Origin of the sequence: Vibrio sp. JC009 (assembly GCF_029016485.1) — a bacterium.
GTDB lineage: Bacteria > Pseudomonadota > Gammaproteobacteria > Enterobacterales > Vibrionaceae > Vibrio.
This window is the reverse complement of sequence record NZ_CP092107.1, coordinates 643,950-666,340: the sequence shown is the minus strand read 5'-3', so window position 1 is coordinate 666,340 and position 22,391 is coordinate 643,950. Positions and strand designations below refer to the sequence as shown.

At 46.4% G+C, this 22,391-nt stretch carries 21 protein-coding genes, 1 pseudogene and 1 riboswitch; of the genes and pseudogenes, 18 read left to right on the top strand and 4 right to left on the bottom strand.

The window, feature by feature from the left end; genetic code table 11:
- The first annotated feature begins 7 nt into the window (after positions 1-7).
- The 11 genes and pseudogenes from L3Q72_RS17920 (at position 8) to L3Q72_RS17870 (ending at position 12,631) form a co-directional block, all read left to right on the top strand.
- The gene (locus tag L3Q72_RS17920) at positions 8-970 is read left to right on the top strand and encodes a D-2-hydroxyacid dehydrogenase (RefSeq protein WP_275133524.1); all 963 of its coding nucleotides are present in this window, start codon (positions 8-10) and stop codon (positions 968-970) included.
- Positions 971-983: 13 nt separating this feature from the next.
- Positions 984-2,024: an aldose epimerase family protein gene (locus L3Q72_RS17915; protein WP_275133523.1), complete on the top strand. Its 1,041-nt coding sequence runs from the start codon at positions 984-986 to the stop codon at positions 2,022-2,024.
- 51 nt (positions 2,025-2,075) lie between these two features.
- Positions 2,076-2,173, top strand: a riboswitch (TPP riboswitch).
- A 77-nt stretch (positions 2,174-2,250) separates the two neighbouring features.
- Entirely contained in the window at positions 2,251-3,078 is an 828-nt protein-coding gene (gene thiD / locus L3Q72_RS17910; protein ID WP_275133522.1) for a bifunctional hydroxymethylpyrimidine kinase/phosphomethylpyrimidine kinase, read from the top strand.
- A gap of 37 nt (positions 3,079-3,115) precedes the next feature.
- Positions 3,116-3,910 carry a hydroxyethylthiazole kinase gene (gene thiM / locus L3Q72_RS17905; RefSeq protein WP_275133521.1) on the top strand — a complete coding sequence of 265 codons (795 nt, stop codon included), beginning with the start codon at positions 3,116-3,118 and terminating at the stop codon, positions 3,908-3,910.
- A 16-nt stretch (positions 3,911-3,926) separates the two neighbouring features.
- Positions 3,927-4,628, top strand: a complete 702-nt coding sequence (locus L3Q72_RS17900; protein ID WP_275133520.1) for a class I SAM-dependent methyltransferase — start codon at positions 3,927-3,929, stop codon at positions 4,626-4,628.
- A 14-nt stretch (positions 4,629-4,642) separates the two neighbouring features.
- A complete protein-coding gene (locus tag L3Q72_RS17895; protein WP_275133519.1) occupies positions 4,643-5,314 on the top strand; it encodes a TenA family protein in 672 nt (223 codons plus the stop codon).
- A 24-nt stretch (positions 5,315-5,338) separates the two neighbouring features.
- Complete coding sequence (thiE, locus tag L3Q72_RS17890; RefSeq protein WP_275133518.1) at positions 5,339-5,953, top strand: thiamine phosphate synthase; 615 nt, start codon at positions 5,339-5,341, stop codon at positions 5,951-5,953.
- 248 nt (positions 5,954-6,201) lie between these two features.
- Entirely contained in the window at positions 6,202-6,831 is a 630-nt protein-coding gene (locus L3Q72_RS17885) for a TetR/AcrR family transcriptional regulator (protein ID WP_275133517.1), read from the top strand.
- 15 nt (positions 6,832-6,846) lie between these two features.
- Entirely contained in the window at positions 6,847-8,259 is a 1,413-nt protein-coding gene (locus tag L3Q72_RS17880) for a hypothetical protein (protein WP_275133516.1), read from the top strand.
- Positions 8,259-11,339, top strand: a pseudogene (locus tag L3Q72_RS17875) (efflux RND transporter permease subunit). Before L3Q72_RS17880 ends, L3Q72_RS17875 begins: the two are co-directional and overlap by 1 nt.
- Before the next feature lie 269 nt (positions 11,340-11,608).
- The gene (locus tag L3Q72_RS17870; protein ID WP_275129409.1) at positions 11,609-12,631 is read left to right on the top strand and encodes an IS110 family transposase; all 1,023 of its coding nucleotides are present in this window, start codon (positions 11,609-11,611) and stop codon (positions 12,629-12,631) included.
- Between the two features lie 377 nt (positions 12,632-13,008).
- Here the strand turns inward: L3Q72_RS17870 and L3Q72_RS17865 are convergent, their stop codons facing one another.
- Positions 13,009-13,695, bottom strand: coding sequence for a transporter substrate-binding domain-containing protein (locus L3Q72_RS17865; protein ID WP_275133515.1), 687 nt, complete (start codon positions 13,693-13,695; stop codon positions 13,009-13,011).
- A gap of 598 nt (positions 13,696-14,293) precedes the next feature.
- Between L3Q72_RS17865 and L3Q72_RS17860 the strand changes: the two genes are divergently transcribed.
- The 3 genes from L3Q72_RS17860 to L3Q72_RS17850 all read left to right on the top strand — a co-directional run bounded on the left by L3Q72_RS17860 (position 14,294) and on the right by L3Q72_RS17850 (position 16,542).
- Entirely contained in the window at positions 14,294-14,896 is a 603-nt protein-coding gene (locus tag L3Q72_RS17860) for a hypothetical protein (RefSeq protein WP_275133514.1), read from the top strand.
- Between the two features lie 25 nt (positions 14,897-14,921).
- Positions 14,922-15,764, top strand: a complete 843-nt coding sequence (locus tag L3Q72_RS17855; RefSeq protein WP_275133513.1) for an RNA polymerase sigma factor — start codon at positions 14,922-14,924, stop codon at positions 15,762-15,764.
- A 316-nt stretch (positions 15,765-16,080) separates the two neighbouring features.
- Positions 16,081-16,542, top strand: a complete 462-nt coding sequence (locus tag L3Q72_RS17850) for a DsbA family protein (RefSeq protein ID WP_275133512.1) — start codon at positions 16,081-16,083, stop codon at positions 16,540-16,542.
- 43 nt (positions 16,543-16,585) lie between these two features.
- Here L3Q72_RS17850 and L3Q72_RS17845 read toward each other — a convergent pair whose 3' ends face one another.
- On the bottom strand, positions 16,586-17,083 hold the full coding sequence (locus L3Q72_RS17845) for an ester cyclase (RefSeq protein ID WP_275133511.1): 498 nt from the start codon (positions 17,081-17,083) through the stop codon (positions 16,586-16,588).
- Positions 17,084-17,316: 233 nt separating this feature from the next.
- On the opposite strand from L3Q72_RS17845, the gene L3Q72_RS17840 reads away from it, so the two are divergent.
- On the top strand, positions 17,317-17,883 hold the full coding sequence (locus tag L3Q72_RS17840) for a TetR/AcrR family transcriptional regulator (RefSeq protein WP_275133510.1): 567 nt from the start codon (positions 17,317-17,319) through the stop codon (positions 17,881-17,883).
- Between the two features lie 257 nt (positions 17,884-18,140).
- Here the strand turns inward: L3Q72_RS17840 and L3Q72_RS17835 are convergent, their stop codons facing one another.
- Positions 18,141-18,491 (bottom strand): hypothetical protein, encoded by a 351-nt coding sequence (locus L3Q72_RS17835; RefSeq protein WP_275130849.1) that lies wholly within the window; start codon positions 18,489-18,491, stop codon positions 18,141-18,143.
- Between the two features lie 203 nt (positions 18,492-18,694).
- Between L3Q72_RS17835 and istA the strand changes: the two genes are divergently transcribed.
- The 3 genes from istA to L3Q72_RS17820 are packed head-to-tail and all read left to right on the top strand — an operon-like array spanning position 18,695 to position 21,115.
- Entirely contained in the window at positions 18,695-20,191 is a 1,497-nt protein-coding gene (istA, locus tag L3Q72_RS17830) for an IS21 family transposase (protein WP_275130850.1), read from the top strand.
- Positions 20,181-20,939, top strand: coding sequence for an IS21-like element helper ATPase IstB (istB, locus tag L3Q72_RS17825; protein ID WP_275130851.1), 759 nt, complete (start codon positions 20,181-20,183; stop codon positions 20,937-20,939). Before istA ends, istB begins: the two co-directional genes overlap by 11 nt.
- Positions 20,939-21,115, top strand: a complete 177-nt coding sequence (locus L3Q72_RS17820; protein ID WP_275130852.1) for a hypothetical protein — start codon at positions 20,939-20,941, stop codon at positions 21,113-21,115. The genes istB and L3Q72_RS17820 overlap by 1 nt, the downstream gene beginning before the upstream one ends.
- A 145-nt stretch (positions 21,116-21,260) precedes the next feature.
- Here the strand turns inward: L3Q72_RS17820 and L3Q72_RS17815 are convergent, their stop codons facing one another.
- Positions 21,261-22,382 carry an ISAs1 family transposase gene (locus tag L3Q72_RS17815; RefSeq protein ID WP_275129476.1) on the bottom strand — a complete coding sequence of 374 codons (1,122 nt, stop codon included), beginning with the start codon at positions 22,380-22,382 and terminating at the stop codon, positions 21,261-21,263.
- Positions 22,383-22,391: the final 9 nt, after the last annotated feature.

The following is a 22,391-nucleotide window of genomic DNA, read 5'->3' as shown; positions in this document are numbered from 1 at the left end:
AATTGTAATGAAAACAATTGTATGCCTTGATGGATATACACTGAACCCGGGGGATAACCCCTGGGATCCGGTAGCGAAACTGGGTGATTTCACCTGCTATGACCGTTCAACTGATGGTCCGGAACAGGTGATTGAGCGTGCTAAACCAGCCAATATTGTGCTGACTAACAAATCGCCGATCACTAAGGAAGTGATTGATGCCTGCCCGAATCTGGAATGTATTGCGGTACTGGCCACCGGCTACAATGTAGTGGACGTGGAATATGCCAGAGAAAAGCAGATCCCTGTGATGAATGTGCCTGTTTACGGTACAGATACGGTTGCAGAAATGGCGTTTGCTCATATTATGCATCTGGCGCGTAATGTGGCTGCCAATAGTAATGATGTCAGAGATAATCTGGGCTGGACCAACAATATTGAGTGGACTTACTGGCTGAATCCTCAAATTGAACTGGCTGGAAAAACAATCGGTATTGTCGGCTTTGGCAATATTGGTCAGCGGGTTGGTGAAATTGCAGCTGCCTTTAAGATGAAAGTCATAGCACACGATGAGTATGCTCAGTCGTTTCCTAAGTATGAGCATACTATGCTGGATCTGGACTCTGTGCTGTCTCAGGCTGACTTTGTTTCCCTGCACTGTCCGGCACTGCCTGCAACTACCAACTTTATGAATGCGCAGAAGTTTGAGCTGATGAAGCCGGGCGCTTTCCTGATCAACACTTCGCGTGGCCAATTAGTGGTTGAAGAAGATCTGGCGGATGCTCTGAACTCAGGTGCAATTGCCGGTGCTGCACTGGATACCTTATGGCAGGAGCCCCCTCAGGCCGATAACCCATTGCTGACAGCAAAAAACTGTACCATTACCCCGCATATTGCCTGGGCGACTCTGGATGCACGCATGCGGATAATGAATATGGTTGCGGGTAACATTCAGTCATTCCTCGATGGGGCTCCTCAAAACACGGTCTGACAGAGGATAAAAAATGCAAATTGAACGTTTTACATTTGGCACTTTTTATAATCAGAGTGTCAGCAGGATAGTATTGTCTAATGAAAACGGGATGTCGGTATCTGTTCTGGAACTTGGGGGGATCATCAATCAGCTCCATGTTCCGGATGATAAGGGTGAACTTGCTGATGTGGTATTAGGGTTTGATAGTCTCAGCCCTTATACCAGAGACAATCACTACTTTGGTGCCATGATCGGACGGGTGGCCAACCGGATAGAAGGGGCTGAGTTTAACCTTGATGGGGAAACCATCAGGGTTAACGGCAATGCCTATGCGGGAAAACACTGTGTTCATGGTGGCCGTTTTGGTTACCACCGTCGCGTATGGCAAGAGGTTGAGTCATCTCAGAGCGACAGTGAAGTCTCAGTAACCTTAAAGCTGCTGGATGCCGATGGGGAAGAAGGCTTTAAGCATAATGTTGAGGTTCTGGCGACTTACACCTTAACCAACAGCAATAAGCTGACGCTCAGTTACAGCGCGACAGCGGACGGGCCAACGCCAATCAGCATGACCGCGCACAGCTACTTTAACCTTTTTGGTCATGAAAACGGCTCAGTGAAAGACCACAGTCTGACCATCTTTGCCGATAAGCTGCTTGAGCAGAAGGAAGACCGGATCCCAAGTGGAAATCTTATTTCTGTTAAAGGAACTGAGTTCTGTTTTGGCAGGCAAACTCTGCTAAGGGAAGGGGTAGAAAAAGGGCTGGAAATCAATCACTCCTATGCCTTCGGACATCCGGAAACTTGCACCGGTGATCTTAAGAAAATGGCAAGGCTGGAAGCGGGCGGACGCGTGTTAACCGTCTTCTCGAATGAGAAAACGCTGCACTTTTATAACGGTCATAATCTGGATGGGATTGACGGAAAGGGAGAGGCTTATTATCCAAGGTATGCAGGCCTTTGCCTGGAGCCTAAAGGTTATGTTAACGGGATTAATGAGCCTAATTTCCCGTGTACCGTGATTGACCCGTCAACCAGCTATGACCACACTATCGTGTATGACTTTAGCCAATAAAAGCTTAAATCAAAGAGTTGTAAAAAGTTATACCAGAGCGTAGACTCTAAAACTTATTAGTCGGGGAGCGAAAGCTGAGACTGCATTGTGCAGGACCCGTTGAACCTGATTCAGTTAATACTGACGTAGGGAACTAACTTCACTGTAGTCTTATTCCGATCTGTACACTTTAGATCCGGTTTGACCTCAGACGAATGGTATTCCCTGCTTTTAAAAGGAGTACCCAATGTCTGAATCCACATCTGTAAAACCAACAAAGCCAATAGTTCTGACCATTGCCGGTTCAGATTCCGGAGGTGGCGCGGGTATTCAGGCTGATATCAAAGCTATCTCTGCCACAGGCAGCTACGCCTGTTCGGTAATTACCGCGTTGACGGCGCAAAATACTCAGGGTGTAACAGATATCATGCCTGTTCCTGCCGGTTTCGTTGCTGCTCAGTTGGATGCCGTTTTTCAGGATCTGGATATCCGCGCGGTAAAAATCGGTATGCTGGCGGACAGCAATATCATTCGTTTGATCGCAGAAAAATTAAGACAGTATCAGCCACAGCATGTGGTACTTGACCCTGTTATGGTCGCAACCAGCGGTGATCCTCTTATTGAAGAAGAGGCGATAGCAACCCTGAAACAAGAGCTGTTGCCGCTTGCCACATTGATAACGCCCAATCTGCCGGAAGCTGCCAAGCTCATAGACCAGGAGTTGCCAACTCAGCAAGAACAGCTGGATTCATTTTTAGATCAGCTACATCAACTGGATACCCGCTCAGCACTGATAAAAGGCGGGCACTTATTTGAGTCATCCAATAGCGACGATTACCTGCTAAGCAAAGGCGAACCCGTGCAGGTTTTTTCCGGCAAGCGGATTGAAACCCGGAACACCCACGGTACTGGTTGCACTCTTTCTTCCGCAATTGCCTCCTACCTTGCTCAGGGGCAGGCACTAACCGACGCCATATCCTCTGCTAAAACCTATATCACCACAGCTTTGCAGCACGCCGATGAGCTGAATGTGGGGCAGGGGCATGGTCCGGTCAATCACTTCTATATGATCTAAATATTTTCAGAAACAGTAAAGGAATAAGGTCCGAATAATGGATATCAGAAATCATGTTTGTCAGGCGCTTGAAACGCTCCGAGCGCAGAAACCGCTGGTGGTCAATATCACGAACTATGTGGTGATGAATAACACAGCCAATGCACTGCTTGCCGTTGGTGCCTCGCCAATTATGGCGCACTCGCGCCGTGAGATGGAAGAGATGGTGGCGATTGCTGGTGCGCTGGTGATCAATATCGGCACGCTGGATGAGGTCTGGATTGAGCGTATGTGTTTTGCCATTGAGCTGGCCAACAGAGCAAACAAGCCGGTGGTGCTGGATCCGGTTGGTTGCGGTGCCAGTCAGCTTCGCACTGAAACCGCTCAGGCGTTTATGCAGTTAGCCGAGTCACTGACGATCCGGGGCAACAGCGCAGAGATCATCGCCCTTTCCGGAATGGATGCACAGTCAAAAGGCGTGGATAGCCTGGATTCAGGTTCGCGCGCGGTTGAAGCGGCGAAGAAGATTCTGGCAAAGAAAAACTGCCGGATTGTTATTTCAGGTGAAACAGACTACGTGGTTACTCCTGAAGCGACTTACCAGTTAAATAACGGTGACGCCATGATGCCGTTTATCACCGGAATGGGCTGCAGCTTAACGGCTCTGACAGGCGCTTTTGCTGCCATCGGTGACACAAGCGGATTAGCCGCAACAGCAGTGATGGGCATTGCCGGAGAAATTGCAGTAAGCAATGCAAAGGGGCCGGGTTCATTTCAGCCTGAGCTGCTTGATGCCCTGTATCAGTTAGACGAAAAACAAATTAAACAACGCCTTAAAGCCGAAACAGTATAAGTGAGGAAGAGAACAAATGACGCATTTTGATGATTACGCAACCGCCTATGATGCCTGGTTTATGGAAAACCAGTTTGTACTGAATAGCGAACTCTTGCTGGTTAAGTATTTTCTCGCCGATTGTGGTGAGACCTTGTCAGTGGGTTGCGGAAGCGGTCTGTTTGAAAAGCTGCTAAGAGACGAACACGGCATTGATATCCGGCATGGCATAGAGCCTTCTTCAAATATGGCTGATATCGCGGTTAAGCGCGGAATGCAGGTTCAGGTTAAGGGCGCTGAAGATGCCGAGTTTGGTGAGAGTTGCTATGACACAATCATGTTTAACGGATCGCCGGGTTATATCAGCGATTTGCCGGCGGTGCTTGCTAAGTCTTATGCGGCGCTGAAGCCTGGCGGAAAAATCATTCTGATCGATGTGCCAAAGGAGAGTGGTTACGCCACCCTGTACAATCTGGCAATGACGCTGGGCACATGGGATCACCCTCTGCTGGAAGGTGTTAAGCCTAAGTCACCTTACCCGATTGAACTGGTGAAAGTGGCCAAATGGCGAACCACTCAGGAAAAAATCGATCTGATGCAGCAGGCTGATTTTACTGACTTCAGATACGCACAGACGCTGACCCGCCACCCTGTGTTCTCTGATGACAAACTGGAGCAGCCAACAGAAGGCTTTGATGGCGGTGATTATGTGGCCATTTGTGCTTATAAGTCCGCTTAGTTTCAGGTGCTGCAATGAACTCAATGCAAATCAAACCGGCAGGTGAGTTTACTGCGCAGTTATGGCAGGAGGTGACTCCTGTCTATAACGCGCTGGTTACCCATCCGTTTGCCACCGGGCTGGAAAACGGTGATCTGCCACAACCGGCTTTCAGTCATTATCTGTCACAGGATATGTACTATCTTCTGCGCGATGCACAGGCGCTTGACGCCGCGTCGGCCAGAGCAGAAGTCCCTGCTGAACGTAGTTTTCTTAAAAGGATGGCAGATGAAATTATAGAGATGGAGAAAGCGCTCAACCTTTCGCTCTCAAGAGAATTTGGTGTGTTGCCCGCCAGTCAGCCTTCTCCGGTTATCCGTCGTTACTGCGATTTTCTTATTATGCAGGCTAAATCCGCTTCATATCCGGTTGCCCTTGCGGCTTTGCTGCCCTGTTTTTGGTTATACAGCCAGGTCGGACTGGATATCTATTTCCGGGCAGAGCAGAACGCTCAGCCTAATCCCTACCAGAGCTGGATCGACTGCTACCGGGCAACGGAATTTATTACAGAAGTCGATTTTTTTATCGGTATGGTAGAGCAGCAGGCAGAGAAAAGCTCAGAGAGTGTAAAAGAGCAGATGAAAGCAGCCTTTCTGGAAGCCAGCCGACTGGAGCTGGCCTTTTTCGATGAAAGTACAGTCGCTTAATACTAAATAAGAACAGGAATAAAAATGAACCCATACCGTCTATATCTGGTGACAGATGAGCAACAAGATCTACCCACAACAATTAAAGTTGTAGAACAGGCCGTGGCCGGTGGCGTAACCATAGTTCAGGTGCGTGAAAAGCACTCAGATATACGCGTTTTTATTAATAAAGCGAAGGCAATAAAGCAGGTACTGCAGGGCACCAATGTCCCTCTGGTTATCAATGACAGAGTGGATGTGGCACTGGCGGTAGATGCTGATGGTGTTCACCTTGGTCAGTCGGATATGCCAGCTGAACTGGCCCGTCAGCTACTGGGAGAGGACAAAATTATCGGCCTGTCAGTGGAAAGCCAGAAGCAACTGGAAGAGGCCAAATCCTTACCTGTTGACTATCTGGGACTAAGCGCCATCTTCGCCACACCGACCAAGACAGATATTAAAAAGGAGTGGGGGATAGACGGACTGAAAGCAGCCGTTAAGCAGAGCACACTTCCGGTTGTGGCGATTGGAGGAATTAATGCATCCAATATTCAGGCGGTTGCCGGGACAGGTGTGGAAGGTATTGCTTTAGTATCGGCTATTTGTCATGCGCAATTTCCGGAGCAAGCTGCGAAAACATTTTACTGTCAGTTAATGTGACAAAGCTTTCCGGTCATTACACAAATGAGCCTCTGTATGAATTGGTAGGGGGCTAATAATTAGGTAACCTGCCATCCGGCGCAGCAGAAATAACTTCAAAGGGCACGCAATCAAGCGTGCCCTTTGTCTTTCAGTGAGCTGATCTGGTAAGACCAACTCTCGTTAAATTCCCCCTGCAAATGATCTTGATTAAAACATAATCTCGTTCTATTATTTAATTTATCACGTGATCAATTAAATGAGATTTTATGAGCAGAGGACGTCCTAAGAACCCGGAACTACAGGAAAAAACACGTGCAGCCCTGTTGGATGCAGCACGCACTCTTTTGATGGAAAAAAACTATAGTTCTATCACTATCAGAGAGTTAGCGGCGCATGCAGGCACTCAGTCCGGGATGATTAGTTATTATTTTGGGAACAAAAAAGGGCTGTTCGAAGCCATGCTTAAACAGGCTGCCAAAAATCGTCAAATAAAACTGGCCAGCCTCAGCGCCGATGTGATGAAAGACCGTGAAAGAATATTTGAAGTCTTGGTAAGCGGAGTCATTGACCTTCTTTTGGAAGATCGTTGGCTATTTAAATTTTTCCAGGATGAAGTGATCACTAAGGACTCAGAAATTAAGCCCATTATTATTAATGAGTTCTCAAGTATCTCGCCTGTTGGACTGATGCAGCTTTTTGGTCAGCTCCAGGAAGAAGGTGTGATAAGAAGTGATATTAACCTTAAGTACTTTATTGCGTCATTTATGAGCCTTATCGGCTTTCCGATAATGTCTCAGCCACTGCTGGAAGAAGCTGTGGGAATAGACCTGGAAACCGTTGCTAGTGTGGAATGGAAGCAGCACATAAGTGATTTGTTGAAACGAAGCGTAGCGTAACGAGGAAATTCAATAATGAATCAATTTTCTAATCTGTTAAAAAGTCGCTGGACTGCCATTGCCTTAATTCTGTCGGGGGTTCTGGTGGTGGTAGCGGTTGTAAAGTCGGGTAAGGGGCCTGCACATCAGGATAGCGGTGAAAAAGCCATTGATGTTTCTTATATCAAGGTTGAGTACAGAGATGTTGAACCGAGAATAACCGGGCACGGTGTTGTAAAGCCGACAACACAATATCAGGCGATTGCTGAGGTCAACGGCAGGCTCACCTATGTGAGCAATGACCTGAAAAATGGTGCGCTTTTAGATAAAGGCACACTGGTTGCTGAAATTGATGCTACCGATTACAAGCTGGCTCTTGAGCAGGCTGAAGCGAGCAGCATTTCAGCACAAACAGATATTGTAGAGCTTGAGCTTAGGGAAAAGAGCCTGAAAGAGAACCACAAGCTATTAAAAGAGCGCCTTGCCATTGCAGAGCAGGAACTGGCGCGTAAAACCAAACTATCAAAAAGGGGCTCCATATCTCAGTCGGCTCTGGATGCGGAAAAGCAGAACGTTATTTCGCTTCGTCTTGAGAAGGTTAACCTGGAGCGTGATATTTCCATGTTGCCAAGTACCTTAGCCATGGCAAAAGCCCAGCTAAAGAGCGCTGAGGCAAATATTGTATTGCAGCAGCGTAATATCGACCGTACTAAGTTTTATATGCCATTTACCGGTCGTGTGAACAATGTTGTTGCTGAAGACGGGCAGTTTGTTGCAACCGGCAAGGCACTGTTTTTTGCAGACAACATAGATAAAGTTGAAATCAGTACTCAGATCCCACTTAAGCGTCTGCGTGAATTCCTGGTTTGGGCAACTGAGTCAAATCAGATAACAAGTCCGGTATTTTCTGACATTCACGACGCTGAAGTTAATGCTCAGCTTATTCAGGATCTTATTCAGACATTGGGCCTGAACGCGCGGGTGCATCTGGCACTTTCTGGCAACCTTTATTGGTCAGCACGAGTTGTGAGTGTCGGTGAGTCCGTCAGCATGTCAACTCAGACCGCCACCATACTGGTGGAAGTTGACGAACCTTATAAAGATATTAAACCTGGCGTTCAGCCTCCTTTGCTAAAAGGTATGCAGGTTTCAGTTGAACTGGCGGCAAATCCAAAGCCAGGTGTGCTTATCCCAAGGCATGCATTACATGATCAGGGCCTGTACCAGATAGCTGAAGACAGACTGAAAATCTCCGCTTTGAAGCCCGCATTGATGATGGATGACTGGTTGCTGTTCAGTCCTGAGCAACTGGCTGAAAACAGCCTGATTATTACCAGTGATATGGCTTCAGCTCTTCCGGGAAGAAAGGTTGAGGGTATCCATGATCAGGAGCTGCAAGCTGCGCTTAAAACTAAGGCAATGCTTCCACGAAAGTCAGGAGGTGAATAATGCTTCGCTTTTTTGCTGCCCATCCCACTGCATCGAACCTGATGATGGTTATGTTTCTGCTGGCCGGTGTGTTTTACATGCCGGGACTGGTGAAAGAGACACTACCAAATATCGAAAAAAATCAGATGCAGGTAAGAGTGGTTTATCCCGGTGCCGGACCTGCTGACGTTGAGGACGCGATTTGTCGTCCCATGGAAGATGCGGTTACCACGCTAACGCCACTAAAAGAAGCTCAGTGCTAGTCACGCAGTGGCGTTGGGATCATGACTCTGGAAATGCCGCCATCCGGTAACTTTGAGCTGTTTAAGGATGATGTCCGCACTGCGGTTGACGGTATCGATAATTTCCCGGCTGAAGCTGAAGTTCCGGTTATTGAAGACGTTGGCCGGACTCAGGCTGTGATCACTGTTGCCGTGACCGTTCAGCAGGCAGACAGACTGATGCTGAAGGATCTGGCTGAAGAGCTGAAAGAAGAGATGCTGCAGGATCCTGCAATCCCTTTGGTTAGCCTTAACGGTTTTTCCCAGCGTGAACTGCGTGTTCGTCTGAAGCCGGAAGCAATTCGTCAATATGGCCTGAGTGTTAATGCTATTGCCGATATTGTGGCCGCCTACAATCAGGATATGCCGCTTGGAACATTGCTGACCAACAACCGGGAGTACGATCTTAGTTTTGATGACCAGCGGATAAAAGCGGATGATTTGCGTCGCCTTGAAGTATTGAGTGGTGAAAACGGTGCGCAGATCACCCTTGGTGATATTGCTGAGATCGATGAGTTCTTCAGTCTGCCTGAGCAGAATGTCGAGTTTGATGGCCTGCCAGCTGCGCTTCTGAAGATTGAGAAAAATACCGGTCAGGACAGTCTGAAAGTGCTTGAGGCGGTCAAGGTATTTGTTGCGAAAAAAGAGAGAGAACTTCCGGACACTGTCAGTCTGCATATGACCGAGGATATGACCTCGATCGTAATTGAACGTCTGTCCATGCTGATAGAGAACTCGATTCAGGGCTTTGTTCTGGTATTCGTGACGCTACTGCTTTTCTTTAGCCTGAGATATTCATTCTGGGTAGCAATGGGTCTGCCAGTCAGTTTTATGGCCAGCTTCTTTATCATGTCGGTATTTGGTATCACCATCAATATGATGAGTCTGGTGGCACTTTTGCTGGCGCTCGGGATACTGATGGATGACGCCATTGTTATTTCGGAAAGTATTGCGGCTGAGTTTAAAAAAGGGCTTTCTCCCATTGATGCTGCAGTAAACGGAACCAAAAGGGTTGGCCGCGGTGTGCTTTCTTCTTTCGCAACAACCGTGCTTATCTTTGGTTCTCTGCTGACCTTGCAGGGCGATCTCGGGCAGGTGCTAAAGGCGATACCTGCGGTACTTCTAATCGTAATAACCGTCAGTTTGGTTGAAGCATTCCTGATTTTGCCAAGCCATCTGTATCACACAATGAAGCATGGCGACAAAGACGAGCCAGGCCCAATTCGTAAAAAAGTGGACAAAGGTTTTGAATGGCTGCGCGACAAGCTGGGTGCAATTGTAGAAACCGCTATTGAGTACCGCAAACTGGTTATCGGTGCGACTATTGCTCTGTTTTTTGTCAGTGTCAGCATGCTGCCTGGAGGGGTATTGAAATTTAATGCACTTCCAAAGATGGAAGGGGATGTTCTGCAGGCGCGTATTACCATGCCTACCGGTACGCCATTATCAGTAACCGAAGAGCATGCTCAGAAAGTGATTCAGGCTTTGAAAGAAGCGGCAGCATCGCTTGAAGAGAGCGAAAATGAAAGTGAGGCGTTAATCCGTCATATCAGTATTACCTACGGACAAAATGCCGATGCCTTCGAAGAAGGTCCGCATCTGGTGACCATAAGTACCGACCTGCTTCCGTCCGAGCAGCGCAATACTGTGCTCGATGACTTTATCAGTGTCTGGCTGGAAAAACTGCCTGTTATGCCGGAGGTTCAGAATCTTGTGCTGACAGAGCCAGCACTTGGCCCTGCAGGGCGCCCGATAGAGATAAGGCTGAACGGTGTCTCCATGGATAAGCTGCAACTGGCAGCCGATGAACTTAAAGGCTGGCTGCAGGATTACCCGGGTGTTTATGCGGTGTTCACTGATTTAAGAGATGGTAAGCCGGAGTTGTCACTGTCTCTGAAACCAGAGGCCAGAACCTTAGGGCTGACCGCAAGAGATGTGGCAAACCAGCTTCGAGCAGCATACTACGGTGTTGAAGTGGACGCAGTATACCGTGGCTTAGACCAAATCGATATTGTGGTTGAGCTGCAAAGGGAGCCGGTTCAGTCCATTGATGAGTTTGAAAACTTCCCTGTGATTCATCCCAAGACAGGCGAGCGCATTCCTTTGATGAGTATTGCTGATATCAGCCTGAGCCGTGAGTTTTCGCAGATTAACCGTGTTGACCGTAAGCAGACGGTTACCGTTTACGGCTCGGTGAACTCATTAGTGACGAATACACGGGAAGTGGTGACGGATACGCAGACAAGGTTGCTGAATCGGTTGCAGAGCGAATTTCCGGGGCTGAACTATCAGATAGAAGGCGAAATGGCGAACAGTGCTGAAACCGGTTCGTCCCTTGGTAAGGGCTTCCTGTTCGGTCTGATTGGTGTGTTTGTGCTGCTGAGCCTGCAGTTCAAAACCTATTCAGAACCACTCATTGTTATGCTTGCCATTCCGCTTTCACTGATTGGCGTGATTTGGGGCCATATTATTATGGGCCACAATCTGGCAATGCCAAGTCTGGTGGGCTTTGTGTCGCTGGCCGGTATCGTGGTGAATAACTCAATTCTGCTGGTTGAGTTTGTAAAACATAACTGCGCTAACGGAATGGATATTCACCATGCTGCACGTCAGGCCAGCCAGGAAAGACTGAGAGCGATTATGCTGACAACGACCACTACCGTTGCAGGTATGTTGCCGCTTCTGTTTGAGACCAGCCTTCAGGCTCAAATTTTGATCCCGCTGGTTATCAGTATTGCATTTGGTCTGCTAATTTCATCGCTGTTGGTACTGATTGTGGTTCCTTGCCTGTATATGGCACTGGAAGATGCCCGCAGTTAGTTTTAATGTAATAAAGAATGTTTCCCCGTTCTTAACCGAAAAACGGCAGCGCATCACTCACCACGCCCTCATTCCCACGCTCCTGCGTGGGAATGCATGCCGCAGCTGAAAATATTCACGTAACACACTAAAAGAACAGAAAATAAGTTCCGTGAAAGTTTATATTTCGGCTGGTAACTTTGAGTCTGATATGCAATGGCATGGACTCCCTCACCTTCGTCGAAAATATCGGCTAAGGTAAGAGTGTCAACTAAAAAGGAGCCCATGCCATGAACAAGAATATCACTATTTCTATCGACCTTGCTAAGACTGTTATTCAAGTTGCGATAATTAATAAGCACGGAAAGCTTTCATCTAATCAAAAAGTATCTCAATCAAAGTTAATTTCAATGGTGGCTAAGCACCCCAAAGCTGTTATTTGTATGGAAGCTTGTGCAACGGCTCATTATTGGGGTCGAAAGTTCCAGCAGGCAGGACATCAAGTCTTACTCGTGCCTGCTCAGATCGCCGCTAAGTATCGCTCGGGAAATAAAAATGATCCCAATGATGCTTTGGCTATTTATGAAGCCAGTCAGCGGACAGATATTCATTTCGTTCCGGTTAAAACTGTTGAACAGCAAGATCTTGCCTGCTTACTAAGACTGCGGGAAGGTTATATTAAGCAACGAACACAGCTTGCTAACCGTATCCGGGGGCTTGCGATGGAATATGGCATCAAATTTCCCATAGGAATCAATTCGCTCAGAAAACAGCTACCGTTTGAGTTGGAAAATGCTGAAAATGAATTAACCCATGCTGCTCGGTTTATTCTAAATAATCTTAAAGAACAGTTGCTCGCGCTTGATACCCAAATTGATGATGCCACTCAAGCTCTTACCAATCAGGCAAAACAAAATGAAGATTGTAAGCTTTTAGCCTCGTTACCGGGTATTTCATGGATTTCAGGCAGTGCTTTGTATGCCAGGTTAGGAAATGCATCGGCTTATAAGTGTGGTAGGGATGCAAGCGCAAGCATTGGATTAGTGCCTGCTCATACAGGAAGTGGAGGTAGAAATATCAACCTTGGCATTACTAAGCGAGGAGATCGTTATCTCAGAGCTCTTGTCGTTCATGGTGCCCGAGCTGTAGTTAGTCATGTCAAAGATAAAACTGATCCACTTAGTCAGTGGATACGCTCTCTGTTAGAGAGAAACCATGTGAATAAAGTCGTTATTGCTCTAGCGAATAAGATAGTCAGGATGGCGTGTGCCATATTGAAATCAAAACAGCCTTACCAGCTTAAGTTAGCTTAACTGAAATAAGGTAAAGCTGAATTTGGAGCAAACGACAAACCAGCGTAATAGCAAGTAATTAAGATAAAGTGTTAGCACAGCACACAAGGCAAACTCTGTGTGGGAATGAGGCAATAAATGCCTGGACTGCGATTAGAAGCCTTGTTAGTGGATTTAGCCATAAAGGTTCGGGGTAGCGCCCCATGATGAAACCGAATATACGTGCACTTGCATAAACTCTTATTATCTTAAACCACTTGTGTTACAGGGGGAGTCCATATACATTCCCACGGAGGACCATGGGAACGAGGCTTTTGCATAACTATTCCTACTTTAATCTAATGCTTCAAGCCCTGAAATTGCTTATATTTGGGAGAAGTCGTTCAAGGGGTGAATTGTCACAATGGCAGCGCATCATTACAAATTTTATCAGCGTCATCACCAAAAGCTTTATAACAGTATTGCCTGATCACTCCTTCTTCTTTCATCTCTCGCAATGTTTTCTCTAGCTGTGGCACCAGCGCTCTGTGCTTTATGTTGACGTAGGGAAATAAGTCGGCACTTTGCATTATGCCTGCGGGAGCTATGTCATTGCGGAATACATCAGAGTTTAGAAATGGGAAAAGCGCTAGATTTGAGTGAATAAATACATCGGTTCTACCGTGTTTAAGCTTCATTAATCCTTGTTCAATATTATTTGCGGCACTTATATCAGTTAGAGGAATTCTTTTGGTGACGTTTTTCTCAACGAGAAGGATACCTCTCATATATCCGACCCTCACTTGCGAACCTTTAAGGCTCCTCCAACCATCATCAAAATGTATATCCGCATCACTTTTTGCCAAAGCCAGAATACTGACCCTGACAACCGGTACATTGACTCTGATTTGGTTAGGATAAAAATTCTGATACGAAAATATACGAGTGAATTGTCCATCGACTTTTCCATCTTCAGCATCTATGGAAGCCCGTTTTTCCGGCAATTTTACGATTTTTAAGGGGACTTTTATGCGGTCGAATAACTCCAGATAAACAAGTCTTAACCAAGTGGATAAAGGCGTATTTTCTGGTTGGCTAGAATGCATTACAAAGGGTTCTCCTTGAGGAGTAGCAGTAGCCACGCAGGGGAGCAGTAGCAAAGACATGCTCACTATTAGCACTGGGTAAATTCTGCCACGAAGAAGATGTAACATCTGAACTCCACATTACTTTCTGTTCCTTAGTTTTATTATATGCATAAAGAGAAGATCAGCTTCAATTTTTGTTTGTTACTCTGTCCCAGGCAACCGGCTCAAAAGTATGTCAATTCCGGGCTTTGTCATTCCGGGGACAGTTCGGGGTGTTCTGACTCTGTCCGGGACAAAAGCAATTTAACGTAAAAGCTCTATAAGCCGCTTTCAAGTAACTTTTTGTATCCCAAAACTACGAACGGCCCCCCTATGCGAGATGCTGAAAATGGAAGGTTCTGGACAAAACCTTCCACAACCTGCACGGGAAATACTTCCGATAACATGCATACGTAAGCTATTTTCGATACTACCTATTCGGTTTTAAACTTAAGCAAAACATAGAGCTTTCTTGATAGTTCCAATATTGTTATCCACTTTTTATGGCCTTCCTCAGTCACAGTTTTATTTCTCGCGCGTCTAAAGAGTAATAGTCAGAAATCTTTGAGGAAACGACATGAACCTGCACTTTACAGATTATGTGATAGCTGCATTGACCTTGCTTTACGCACTATTCGGTTATCTGATGCTCCGGGGTAAGAAACGTAACAAAGCAGAAATAATACTAACTGGACTGCTCGGTGGGTTTGTTCTATTAGCTGGCTCAGTAAAGGTGTTCGACCCATTTGCCACAATGCTCTTCGATCAAATTGCTACCAGCTCGAATCCTGTACCTGACTTAACCAGATGGCTTGCTCTGTCAGGGGAGATTGGCGTTGGTTATTTGATGCTCATAATAGCCTTTTGTCATTCAAGGCTTCCCAAAAATCAGACGCACTCCATCTTTGTGGTAGCTAATTTACTGATAATAATGATTGGTGTGGTTGATTATACCGTTCAGTATTTATACAACATTACAGCCATGATCCTACCCATTAATTATAAACCTCAATTTATTGGTATTGTGCTGATTGCATTTGCTTTTCGAAACCTGCGTATACACAGGGTGAATCATTACAAATATCAAAGGAAAAGCGGGGATCAACGACAATCTGGATACCACCCTATGAATTTTTTCACTTTTTTGTGTCACACTTTTTTTTCTAGAAAGTCTAAATAGAAAATAAAAGCGAAAGGGCTAATAAATGAACTCAAATCTGGAGCAATATGTCAGGAATGCAAAGAGCGGAGATCAAGAGGCACTTGATGTTGTTGTTCGTAGCATCAAAGACAGCATTTATGGGTTAGCACTACGGATGCTTGGACACCCTGAAGATGCCGAAGATCAAACGCATGAGATATTGATTAAGGTTATTACACACCTGAGTGACTTTCGGGAAGAAAGTGCCTTCAACACTTGGGTATACAAAATTGCCTGTAATCACCTACTCACAAAACGCAAGCAAAAGAGCTCACATCCAGAACTGACGTTCGACTCTTTTGGGGAGATTATTACAACCGTCACTATCGATGCTCCTCCTTTAGAGGCATCTGATCCGGAAAGGGGCGTATTACTGGAAGAGGTCAGGCTCAACTGTATGCAAGGGTCTCTCACATGTTTAGAAAGAGATGTGCGAATTGCGGTAATACTTGGTGAGTTCGCTGGTGTTACGAGCAAAGAAGGCGCTGTTATATTAGGTACCACCCCAGAAGCGTTCCGTGCTCGTCTTTCTCGTGGCAGAAAGGCGTTACAGAAGTTCATGGGAAGCCACTGTGGATTAGTTAACAAAAAGAATGCCTGTAATTGCCATCAGCATGCCGCGATGGCCTTAACACAAGGCAAAAACTTTTCGAAACAGGACACTATTTTAAAGACTGAAGTGGCAGGAAAAGGCAGGAAAGAATTACTGGCTCATTTAGAAGAGTGCTCTGAAATAGAACGCACCACTGAAATGTTTCGTCAGTACCCGGAATACCAGTCACCAGATTCCTTTTCTCATATTGTGAGCGGATTAATTGGCTCTGGCAGATACAAGATATTTAACTAAACACCGGGAGAACCAATATGAAAAAGCATAACTGCGAAACGTGTAAACACAGAGCGAAATATGACAAAAATCCAAACTCCTTTTCCGGGAAACTCTGGCGATGGCATATAAGTTTTTGTCCGGGTTGGAAAGGTTACATGGCTTCTCTTGAAAGCGAAAAGAAAGACGAAGTGCTAAAGAAATACCATCTCAACTAACCTGAAAAGGATCCCCTTAAATGGAATAAGGGCGCTTATTGTCTCATAAGCGCTTTCAAAACATTTAAACCTGTAATGAACTCGCGCCATAGACAGGAGCAATACAATTGGTGCCATTTATGAACAAGAATGTAAATTATTATTTTACCACCGTCTCCCCATTGGCAAATCTGGCTAGCCAAGCTGATGATTTTCTAAGAAGCAGAGGTGATAAGAAATTCATCTATAAACCGATATCTATAACTCAGATAATTGAAAATTCTATCGAACCCGCCGGACTACATTCCATTACAGATCATTGTCTACCGGACAAAATAGTAATCGCACTTCAAGAAACCAGCAACAATGTTGGAGAGTTTGTAACCAAGGTTTGGTCTGCACTGTGGCTGTATGAGAAAAATTTAAACGATATCAACGAACTTAAAGATATTCTCAGAAGTATGGGCTTAGATGCTGAACTTGTACTGCGATATGCGAATTCGAAAGATGTTCAATTCATATATGAAAGCAACACTACCGAGGCGATCACCCACAACAGTCTTGGTTTCACAATGACCGACAAAAGGATTTTTGTCTGGTGAGTATCAAAGCCTCACTCGTGATGGAGTGAGGCTTGAACTGCGGCTAATCATCTAGCTTGGTAAGTTTGGTGCCTGAATAATCAATATAATCGGTGTGGCTCATTACCTTCCCATTTGACATATGAATGACAGTAAAGCCGTTCGATATGTACTCTACAGAACCTTCTCCCATACCTACCATATTTGCAGGAACGACACCTTTTAATTGTACCTGCAAGACAACCTGATCATTGGAAGCGAACTTTTCAGCGTAACTTACCTGCATTGGGCCTTGTGAATTGGCTTCAAAGAACTCAACGAAGTTGTTTAAGCTGTCTATTTGATTAGGGACGCCATATCCTTCCGGTGCCGTTGGATCTTTAAAGATTAAGTCAGATGAAGCAAGTTGTCTTACTGTACTGTAATCACCTTTATAAAGAGAATCATAGTAATTGGTAGCAATATCAATTTGACTCATATCTTTCGCCTCTACATGTAGAGCGGTCGCTAAAACCATAAACGGGATGATGTTTTTGGTAACTTTTTTGATTGATTGAAACATGGAAATAACCTTCTATCTCAGCCATGACGTGTGTGGGTCATTGTTCTTGGCCTACAGTTTCTTAAAGGGATTCAGCTATATAGGCAGCCTTTATATTCAACCTTTGGACTGAATCACTACTTTTATCGGTCAGGTGACCGTTAGAGATTATCGGTCAGTCGACCGATGATGTCAACAAATCTGGTTTTTCGCGTATAATGGCGTCAATAGCGGTATGAAAAAGCGGAGCAAACGTGTCTAAGAGATCTGAGCGAATAGACCAAATTATTGATGAAACGTTAAATGTTTTGAAAACCCATGGTGACTATGGGGTGACGATGCGCAAGATTGCTTCACGCTGTGGCATTACCTTGAGCTCCTTGCAGTATTACTACAAAACAAAAGATGATTTGCTAAAGGCTGTAACAGACAGATACTTCCAGCAGATCATCGCTATGATTCACGAGTTACCTGAAATCACGACGGAGGAAGAATTAGGGGAACTCCTACACAGCTTTCTGTTATATGCCTTTGATGAATCCGATATGAGCCGCCTCTTCAGGGAGTTTTGGGCGATATCTTCTAGGAATGAGGTAATCAATAAGTACTTGGCAGGATATTACGTATCGTTTTCTGAAATAATGACAGAAAAGCTCAGGCCAATTTCCGACAATGATGAAGCGCTTGCTCAAGCCGTGTCTTTGTTGATTCCATATATCGAAGGATACCCAATTGTCGCACTATCGATACCGAAAGGACTGAATTCGACAAGTGAACTCTTAAAAGTGGTTATTTGGAAATGTTTGAAGCAAAACCTATAGCCAAACCTTAGGCAGCCTTCATGCAATAGGAGACTGAGTAGAGTTTGTTAATAGATGTAAATAACGGTCTAAAACCGCCACTATTTGCCGCAGATCTTTAAAGTCTAAATTTCCCAGAGCCTAAATACCTCCACAAAGAATGATCTCTGTTCAGGTAAATTTTCAGGCTAAAACAGGCAAGATTTTCAGAGTAGAGCTATAACAAGAAGTGCCGTGAGAACGGCATGACGCCATATTTGATTTGGCGATCACCGACGTCATGCCTTACCAGCCCGCGCATGGTGCGCGACCCTCTTAAGTGTTGCTGTAGAAGAGGAATAAATCCAGCCCTCATCGGCCTTTTTTTGCCGATGCCTGATTCCAGCCGACTGTTCAATTGCCAACGCTGCCATAAGCAAGTGATCATCTGTACCCGGTGTGATCGCGGTAACCGCTATTGTTCTGACGGGTGTGCTGAAAAAGCCCGTGCAGACTCCCTCAAAAGAGCGGCGATGAAATACCAGCAAAGTCGTCAGGGAAAGCACAATAACGCCCTGCGTCAAAAGCGCTATCGTGCCCGCCAAAAAGAAAAAGTAACGCATCAGGGTTCCGCCCCTGCTCATAGCCATGTTGTACTGCGTGCAAAGCCGGTTTCTCCGTCAATAAGTCAGTACAAGGGACCGTCAACGGCGATGCTCTGCTGCCACTTCTGTGGATGTGCCTGTCAGCCGTATTTACGCTCCCATTTTCTGACTACGGGACGGTTTCACCGCTCGCGCAGCAGACATGAGTCCGCTGCTGTCAGGGTTTATCACCTCACAGGAGGCCACTCATGACGATAGACCAAGCCCTTGAAGCAAAAATATTGCGTTATTATCACGTCGAGAAATGGCGTGTCGGCACCATTGCCAGTGAACTGAACGTGCATCACAGTGTGGTTGACCGGGTGTTGTCGCAAGCAGGGATACCTAAAGCCCGGCGCACCAGTCGTCCACTGCTGATTGACCCCTATTTACCCTTTATCCTTAAAACTCTCAACGACTTCCCTAAGCTCACCGCTGCACGGTTGTATGAGATGGTTCGTCAGCGTGGTTACCCCGGTAAACCCAGCCAGTTCCGTCATCATATTGCTCAGCTTCGCCCTAAACCGGCCCCCGAAGCCTACCTGCGATTAAGGACCCTGCCAGCTGAGCAGGGTCAGGTTGACTGGGGGCATTTCGGTTACATTGAGGTGGGCAAAGCCAAACGTCCCCTGATGGCGTTCGTGATGGTGCTGAGCTTCTCGCGTGCAATCTTCCTGCGCTTTTACTTAAACCAGCAAATGGAGAGCTTCCTGCGTGGGCATGTCGCAGCCTTCAACACCTGGGGCGGCCTTCCCAGAGTTCTTTTGTATGACAATTTACGCTCAGCGGTATTAGAGCGCCAGGGTAATGCCATTCGATATCACCCTACCTTACTGGCTCTGGCTGCACATTATCACTTCGAACCTCGCCCCGTCGCAGTCGCCAGAGGAAATGAAAAAGGTCGGGTAGAGCGGGCGATCCGCTATATCCGGGATAACTTCTTCGCCGGTCGCCAGTGGCGTGATCTGGAAGACCTAAACGCTCAGGCGGCGCACTGGTGTCAGCACCAAAGCATGGAACGTACATGTCCGGAAAACCGGGACATGACCGTGCTGGAAGCCTTCAACGAAGAGCGGCCACTGCTGCTTCCCTTACCAGATACGCCGTTTAACACGGATGAGCGAAAGGCATTACGCTCTGGCAAAACACCTTACCTGCGCTTCGACCGCAATGACTACTCGATCCCGCATACGTTGGTGCAAAAGCCGTTAACCCTTTATGCCAGTCTGACCCGGGTACGGATCTCCGATGGTGAATGCTGTGTTGCCGAACACCGGCGCAGTTTTAGCCAGGGCGAGCAAATTGAAGATAGCGCTCACATTGACGCTCTGGTGGCACACAAGGCGAAGGCCAGGCAACATCGAGGGCAGCATCGTCTGCGCCAGGCCTGCTCCAATATCGATACCTTACTGGAGCAGGCCGTTAGCCGGGGACATACCCTGAGAGGGACGGTTAAGGCACTTATCGCCTTGCTGGATGACTATGGCTGTGAGGCATTTAATCTGGCGGTCAATATGGCGCTGACTAAACAGGTACCGTACCCGGGTGGGGTTCAGCAAATTCTCGAACAACGCCGGGAGCAGCATCAGTTACCACCGCCTGTTCCCATGAACTTGCCCCTGCAGGCGCAGGGATATCAGATCAAGTTAGCCAGCCTCGCCGATTACGATCAACTCAATACCCGGGAGTCAGACGATGAGCAGTGATAAAGAAATCCTGAAAGTACAGGCTAACATGCTCAGACTCTATGGCCTGCAAGCGCATTGGGCTGAGTTGACAGAAGAGCAACAGCAATGGCTGAGCGTCTGGTTCAACTGGGAGCTTACTGAACGTCAGCAGCGCTCATTAGAGCGTCGGTTGCGAAGCGCCAAACTGGGACACTTCAAACCACTGGCAGAGTTCGACTGGGACTGGCCACAGCACATTGATCAACAGACTATCCATGAACTCATGCAACTGACCTTCTTCGCTGAAGCCAGTAACGTGATCCTAATAGGCAGTAACGGGGTTGGCAAATCCACTATCGCGCAGAATCTGGCCCATCAGGCGGTGATTGAAGGGCATACAGCCCTGTTTATCACAGCGGCTAATATGCTCAGCGACCTGGCAGCACAGGATGGCGATAACGCTTTGCGGCGCAGACTTAAACACTATGCTCAACCCGACCTGTTGGTGATAGATGAAATCGGTTATCTCTCTTACTCAAATCGTCATGCTGACTTACTGTTCGAGATCGTCAACCGCCGTTACGAGCAACGCTCAACGGTGATCACGACCAACCGGGTCTTCAGTGAATGGAACGAAGTCTTCCCCAACTCAGCTTGTGTTGTCTCACTTGTCGATCGGCTCGTACATCACAGCGAGATCCTCACTATCGAAGGCGAGTCCTACCGGATCAAAGAAGCCAAAGAGCAGGCAGAAAAACGTAAACCAACCAGGCGGGGGAAAAACTGATGAGAAGAATAGCGGTGACCATATACTGGTCTGCGGAAGAAGCGGACACCGTTTACCAGTTCCTTGGCGAGCTGAGAGAAGTTATCTGGCAAATCTATGGTCAGGATATAGAGGAAATGTACCGGGAAGCAACATCACAGGAAACGGATAGCTTTAACGATGATCTGACGTTCTAAATCTACAGCGCCAGTGAAGGTCGCGATCTGTCCTCAAAAAACTGCGGCAAATAGTCGCGGTTCTTCACCGGCGTTAACAATAGATAAACGGAAATGGTGGTTTCTGTTCATGACCAACCAGAGGTCAGGGCAACCGCATGAGTGCTCAGCTTTTCGCCACCTGACTAAAACCTGCATTTAAAACGGTTTCCAGCATTGATGTATTCATCATGCATCGCTTTTGTTTTCCAACAATGCTCACCTTTGTCGGTTCAGCACGAAGCATATTCAGGCTCATATGACGCAGACAAGATAAGTTTTCTGCACCATGATCTTTATATATCTGGCAGGCGTCTTCACCCATACTGACATCAAGAACCCAATGCATGGACTCTATGCCCCAATGCTCTCTTACCGCTGCTAAGGCTTGCTCTGCGCTAAGAGCCTTGGAACTGATGTAGTAACGATATTCAAGGTCAACCGCTTTTCCTTTTTCAAGGCGGAAGTTCTCAACCATTACGATACTTTTCAGGCCTTTCCAGCGTGAGAAATTACCTCCAAGATCTTTGCTGTCAAAGACATAACATTGACGAGATTCAATACGTCCGTGTCCATTTTCTAAGGAGATTGTCTCTGGCATATTAGCCCGCTGAGCTGAAAAGGCATTTTCCACTGCTTTTCGGAGTTTCCCTTGATTACTTTTTACTGCAAGTAAGTAATCTCCACCTTTGTCTACAATGGCTTTGGCTATTTTGGTCTGGCATGCCATTGCATCAATCGTGACTAAAGCTCCTTTGATATCAAGCATTTCTATCAGCTCTGGGATCGCTGTTATCTCATTGCTTTTTTGATCGGTTTTGAGCTGTCCAAGCACCAATTTATTTGAGGAAGCATACGCACTAATCATATGGATGGTGCTGGCTCTATCTTCGCGGTTGTATGATCCACGAAGCGTTTTTCCGTCAATAGCTACCACTTGACCTTCTGTCAGCGTGTGTACCGATGACATCCAATTGACGAAACATTCATGAAACTGTTCAGGTTCAATAGTGGAGATAATTCGAGCGATGGTATCGTCGGCGGGAATACCTTCTATAAACAATCCATTACGTTTAAACCAGTCATGATGCCCAAGAATGTATTCTCGAATATCAAACCAACCTTTAGCACCTGCTATTACCGCACACAATGAGCCAAACAGGACATCAAATAGGCAATAAGTAACTTTTGCACTCTGACGTTGGTCGGTTATTGGTTGAAAATGTTCTTTGAAGTGGTCAATGTGCATGGTGTTCTC

Bases quoted from the DNA above. Each gene is read 5' to 3' on its own strand.
- L3Q72_RS17880 (WP_275133516.1), top strand. From the start codon at position 6,847: ATGAATCAATTTTCTAATCTGTTAAAAAGTCGCTGGACTGCCATTGCC.
- L3Q72_RS17895 (WP_275133519.1), top strand. From the start codon at position 4,643: ATGAACTCAATGCAAATCAAACCGGCAGGTGAGTTTACTGCGCAGTTA.
- L3Q72_RS17855 (WP_275133513.1), top strand. From the start codon at position 14,922: ATGAACTCAAATCTGGAGCAATATGTCAGGAATGCAAAGAGCGGAGAT.
- L3Q72_RS17870 (WP_275129409.1), top strand. From the start codon at position 11,609: ATGAACAAGAATATCACTATTTCTATCGACCTTGCTAAGACTGTTATT.
- thiM (WP_275133521.1), top strand. From the start codon at position 3,116: ATGGATATCAGAAATCATGTTTGTCAGGCGCTTGAAACGCTCCGAGCG.
- L3Q72_RS17900 (WP_275133520.1), top strand. From the start codon at position 3,927: ATGACGCATTTTGATGATTACGCAACCGCCTATGATGCCTGGTTTATG.
- thiE (WP_275133518.1), top strand. From the start codon at position 5,339: ATGAACCCATACCGTCTATATCTGGTGACAGATGAGCAACAAGATCTA.
- L3Q72_RS17820 (WP_275130852.1), top strand. From the start codon at position 20,939: ATGAGAAGAATAGCGGTGACCATATACTGGTCTGCGGAAGAAGCGGAC.
- L3Q72_RS17860 (WP_275133514.1), top strand. From the start codon at position 14,294: ATGAACCTGCACTTTACAGATTATGTGATAGCTGCATTGACCTTGCTT.
- L3Q72_RS17865 (WP_275133515.1), bottom strand. From the start codon at position 13,695: ATGCATTCTAGCCAACCAGAAAATACGCCTTTATCCACTTGGTTAAGA.
- L3Q72_RS17815 (WP_275129476.1), bottom strand. From the start codon at position 22,382: ATGCACATTGACCACTTCAAAGAACATTTTCAACCAATAACCGACCAA.
- L3Q72_RS17885 (WP_275133517.1), top strand. From the start codon at position 6,202: ATGAGCAGAGGACGTCCTAAGAACCCGGAACTACAGGAAAAAACACGT.
- L3Q72_RS17850 (WP_275133512.1), top strand. From the start codon at position 16,081: ATGAACAAGAATGTAAATTATTATTTTACCACCGTCTCCCCATTGGCA.
- L3Q72_RS17915 (WP_275133523.1), top strand. From the start codon at position 984: ATGCAAATTGAACGTTTTACATTTGGCACTTTTTATAATCAGAGTGTC.
- istB (WP_275130851.1), top strand. From the start codon at position 20,181: ATGAGCAGTGATAAAGAAATCCTGAAAGTACAGGCTAACATGCTCAGA.
- L3Q72_RS17835 (WP_275130849.1), bottom strand. From the start codon at position 18,491: ATGGCTATGAGCAGGGGCGGAACCCTGATGCGTTACTTTTTCTTTTTG.
- istA (WP_275130850.1), top strand. From the start codon at position 18,695: ATGACGATAGACCAAGCCCTTGAAGCAAAAATATTGCGTTATTATCAC.
- thiD (WP_275133522.1), top strand. From the start codon at position 2,251: ATGTCTGAATCCACATCTGTAAAACCAACAAAGCCAATAGTTCTGACC.
- L3Q72_RS17920 (WP_275133524.1), top strand. From the start codon at position 8: ATGAAAACAATTGTATGCCTTGATGGATATACACTGAACCCGGGGGAT.
- L3Q72_RS17845 (WP_275133511.1), bottom strand. From the start codon at position 17,083: ATGTTTCAATCAATCAAAAAAGTTACCAAAAACATCATCCCGTTTATG.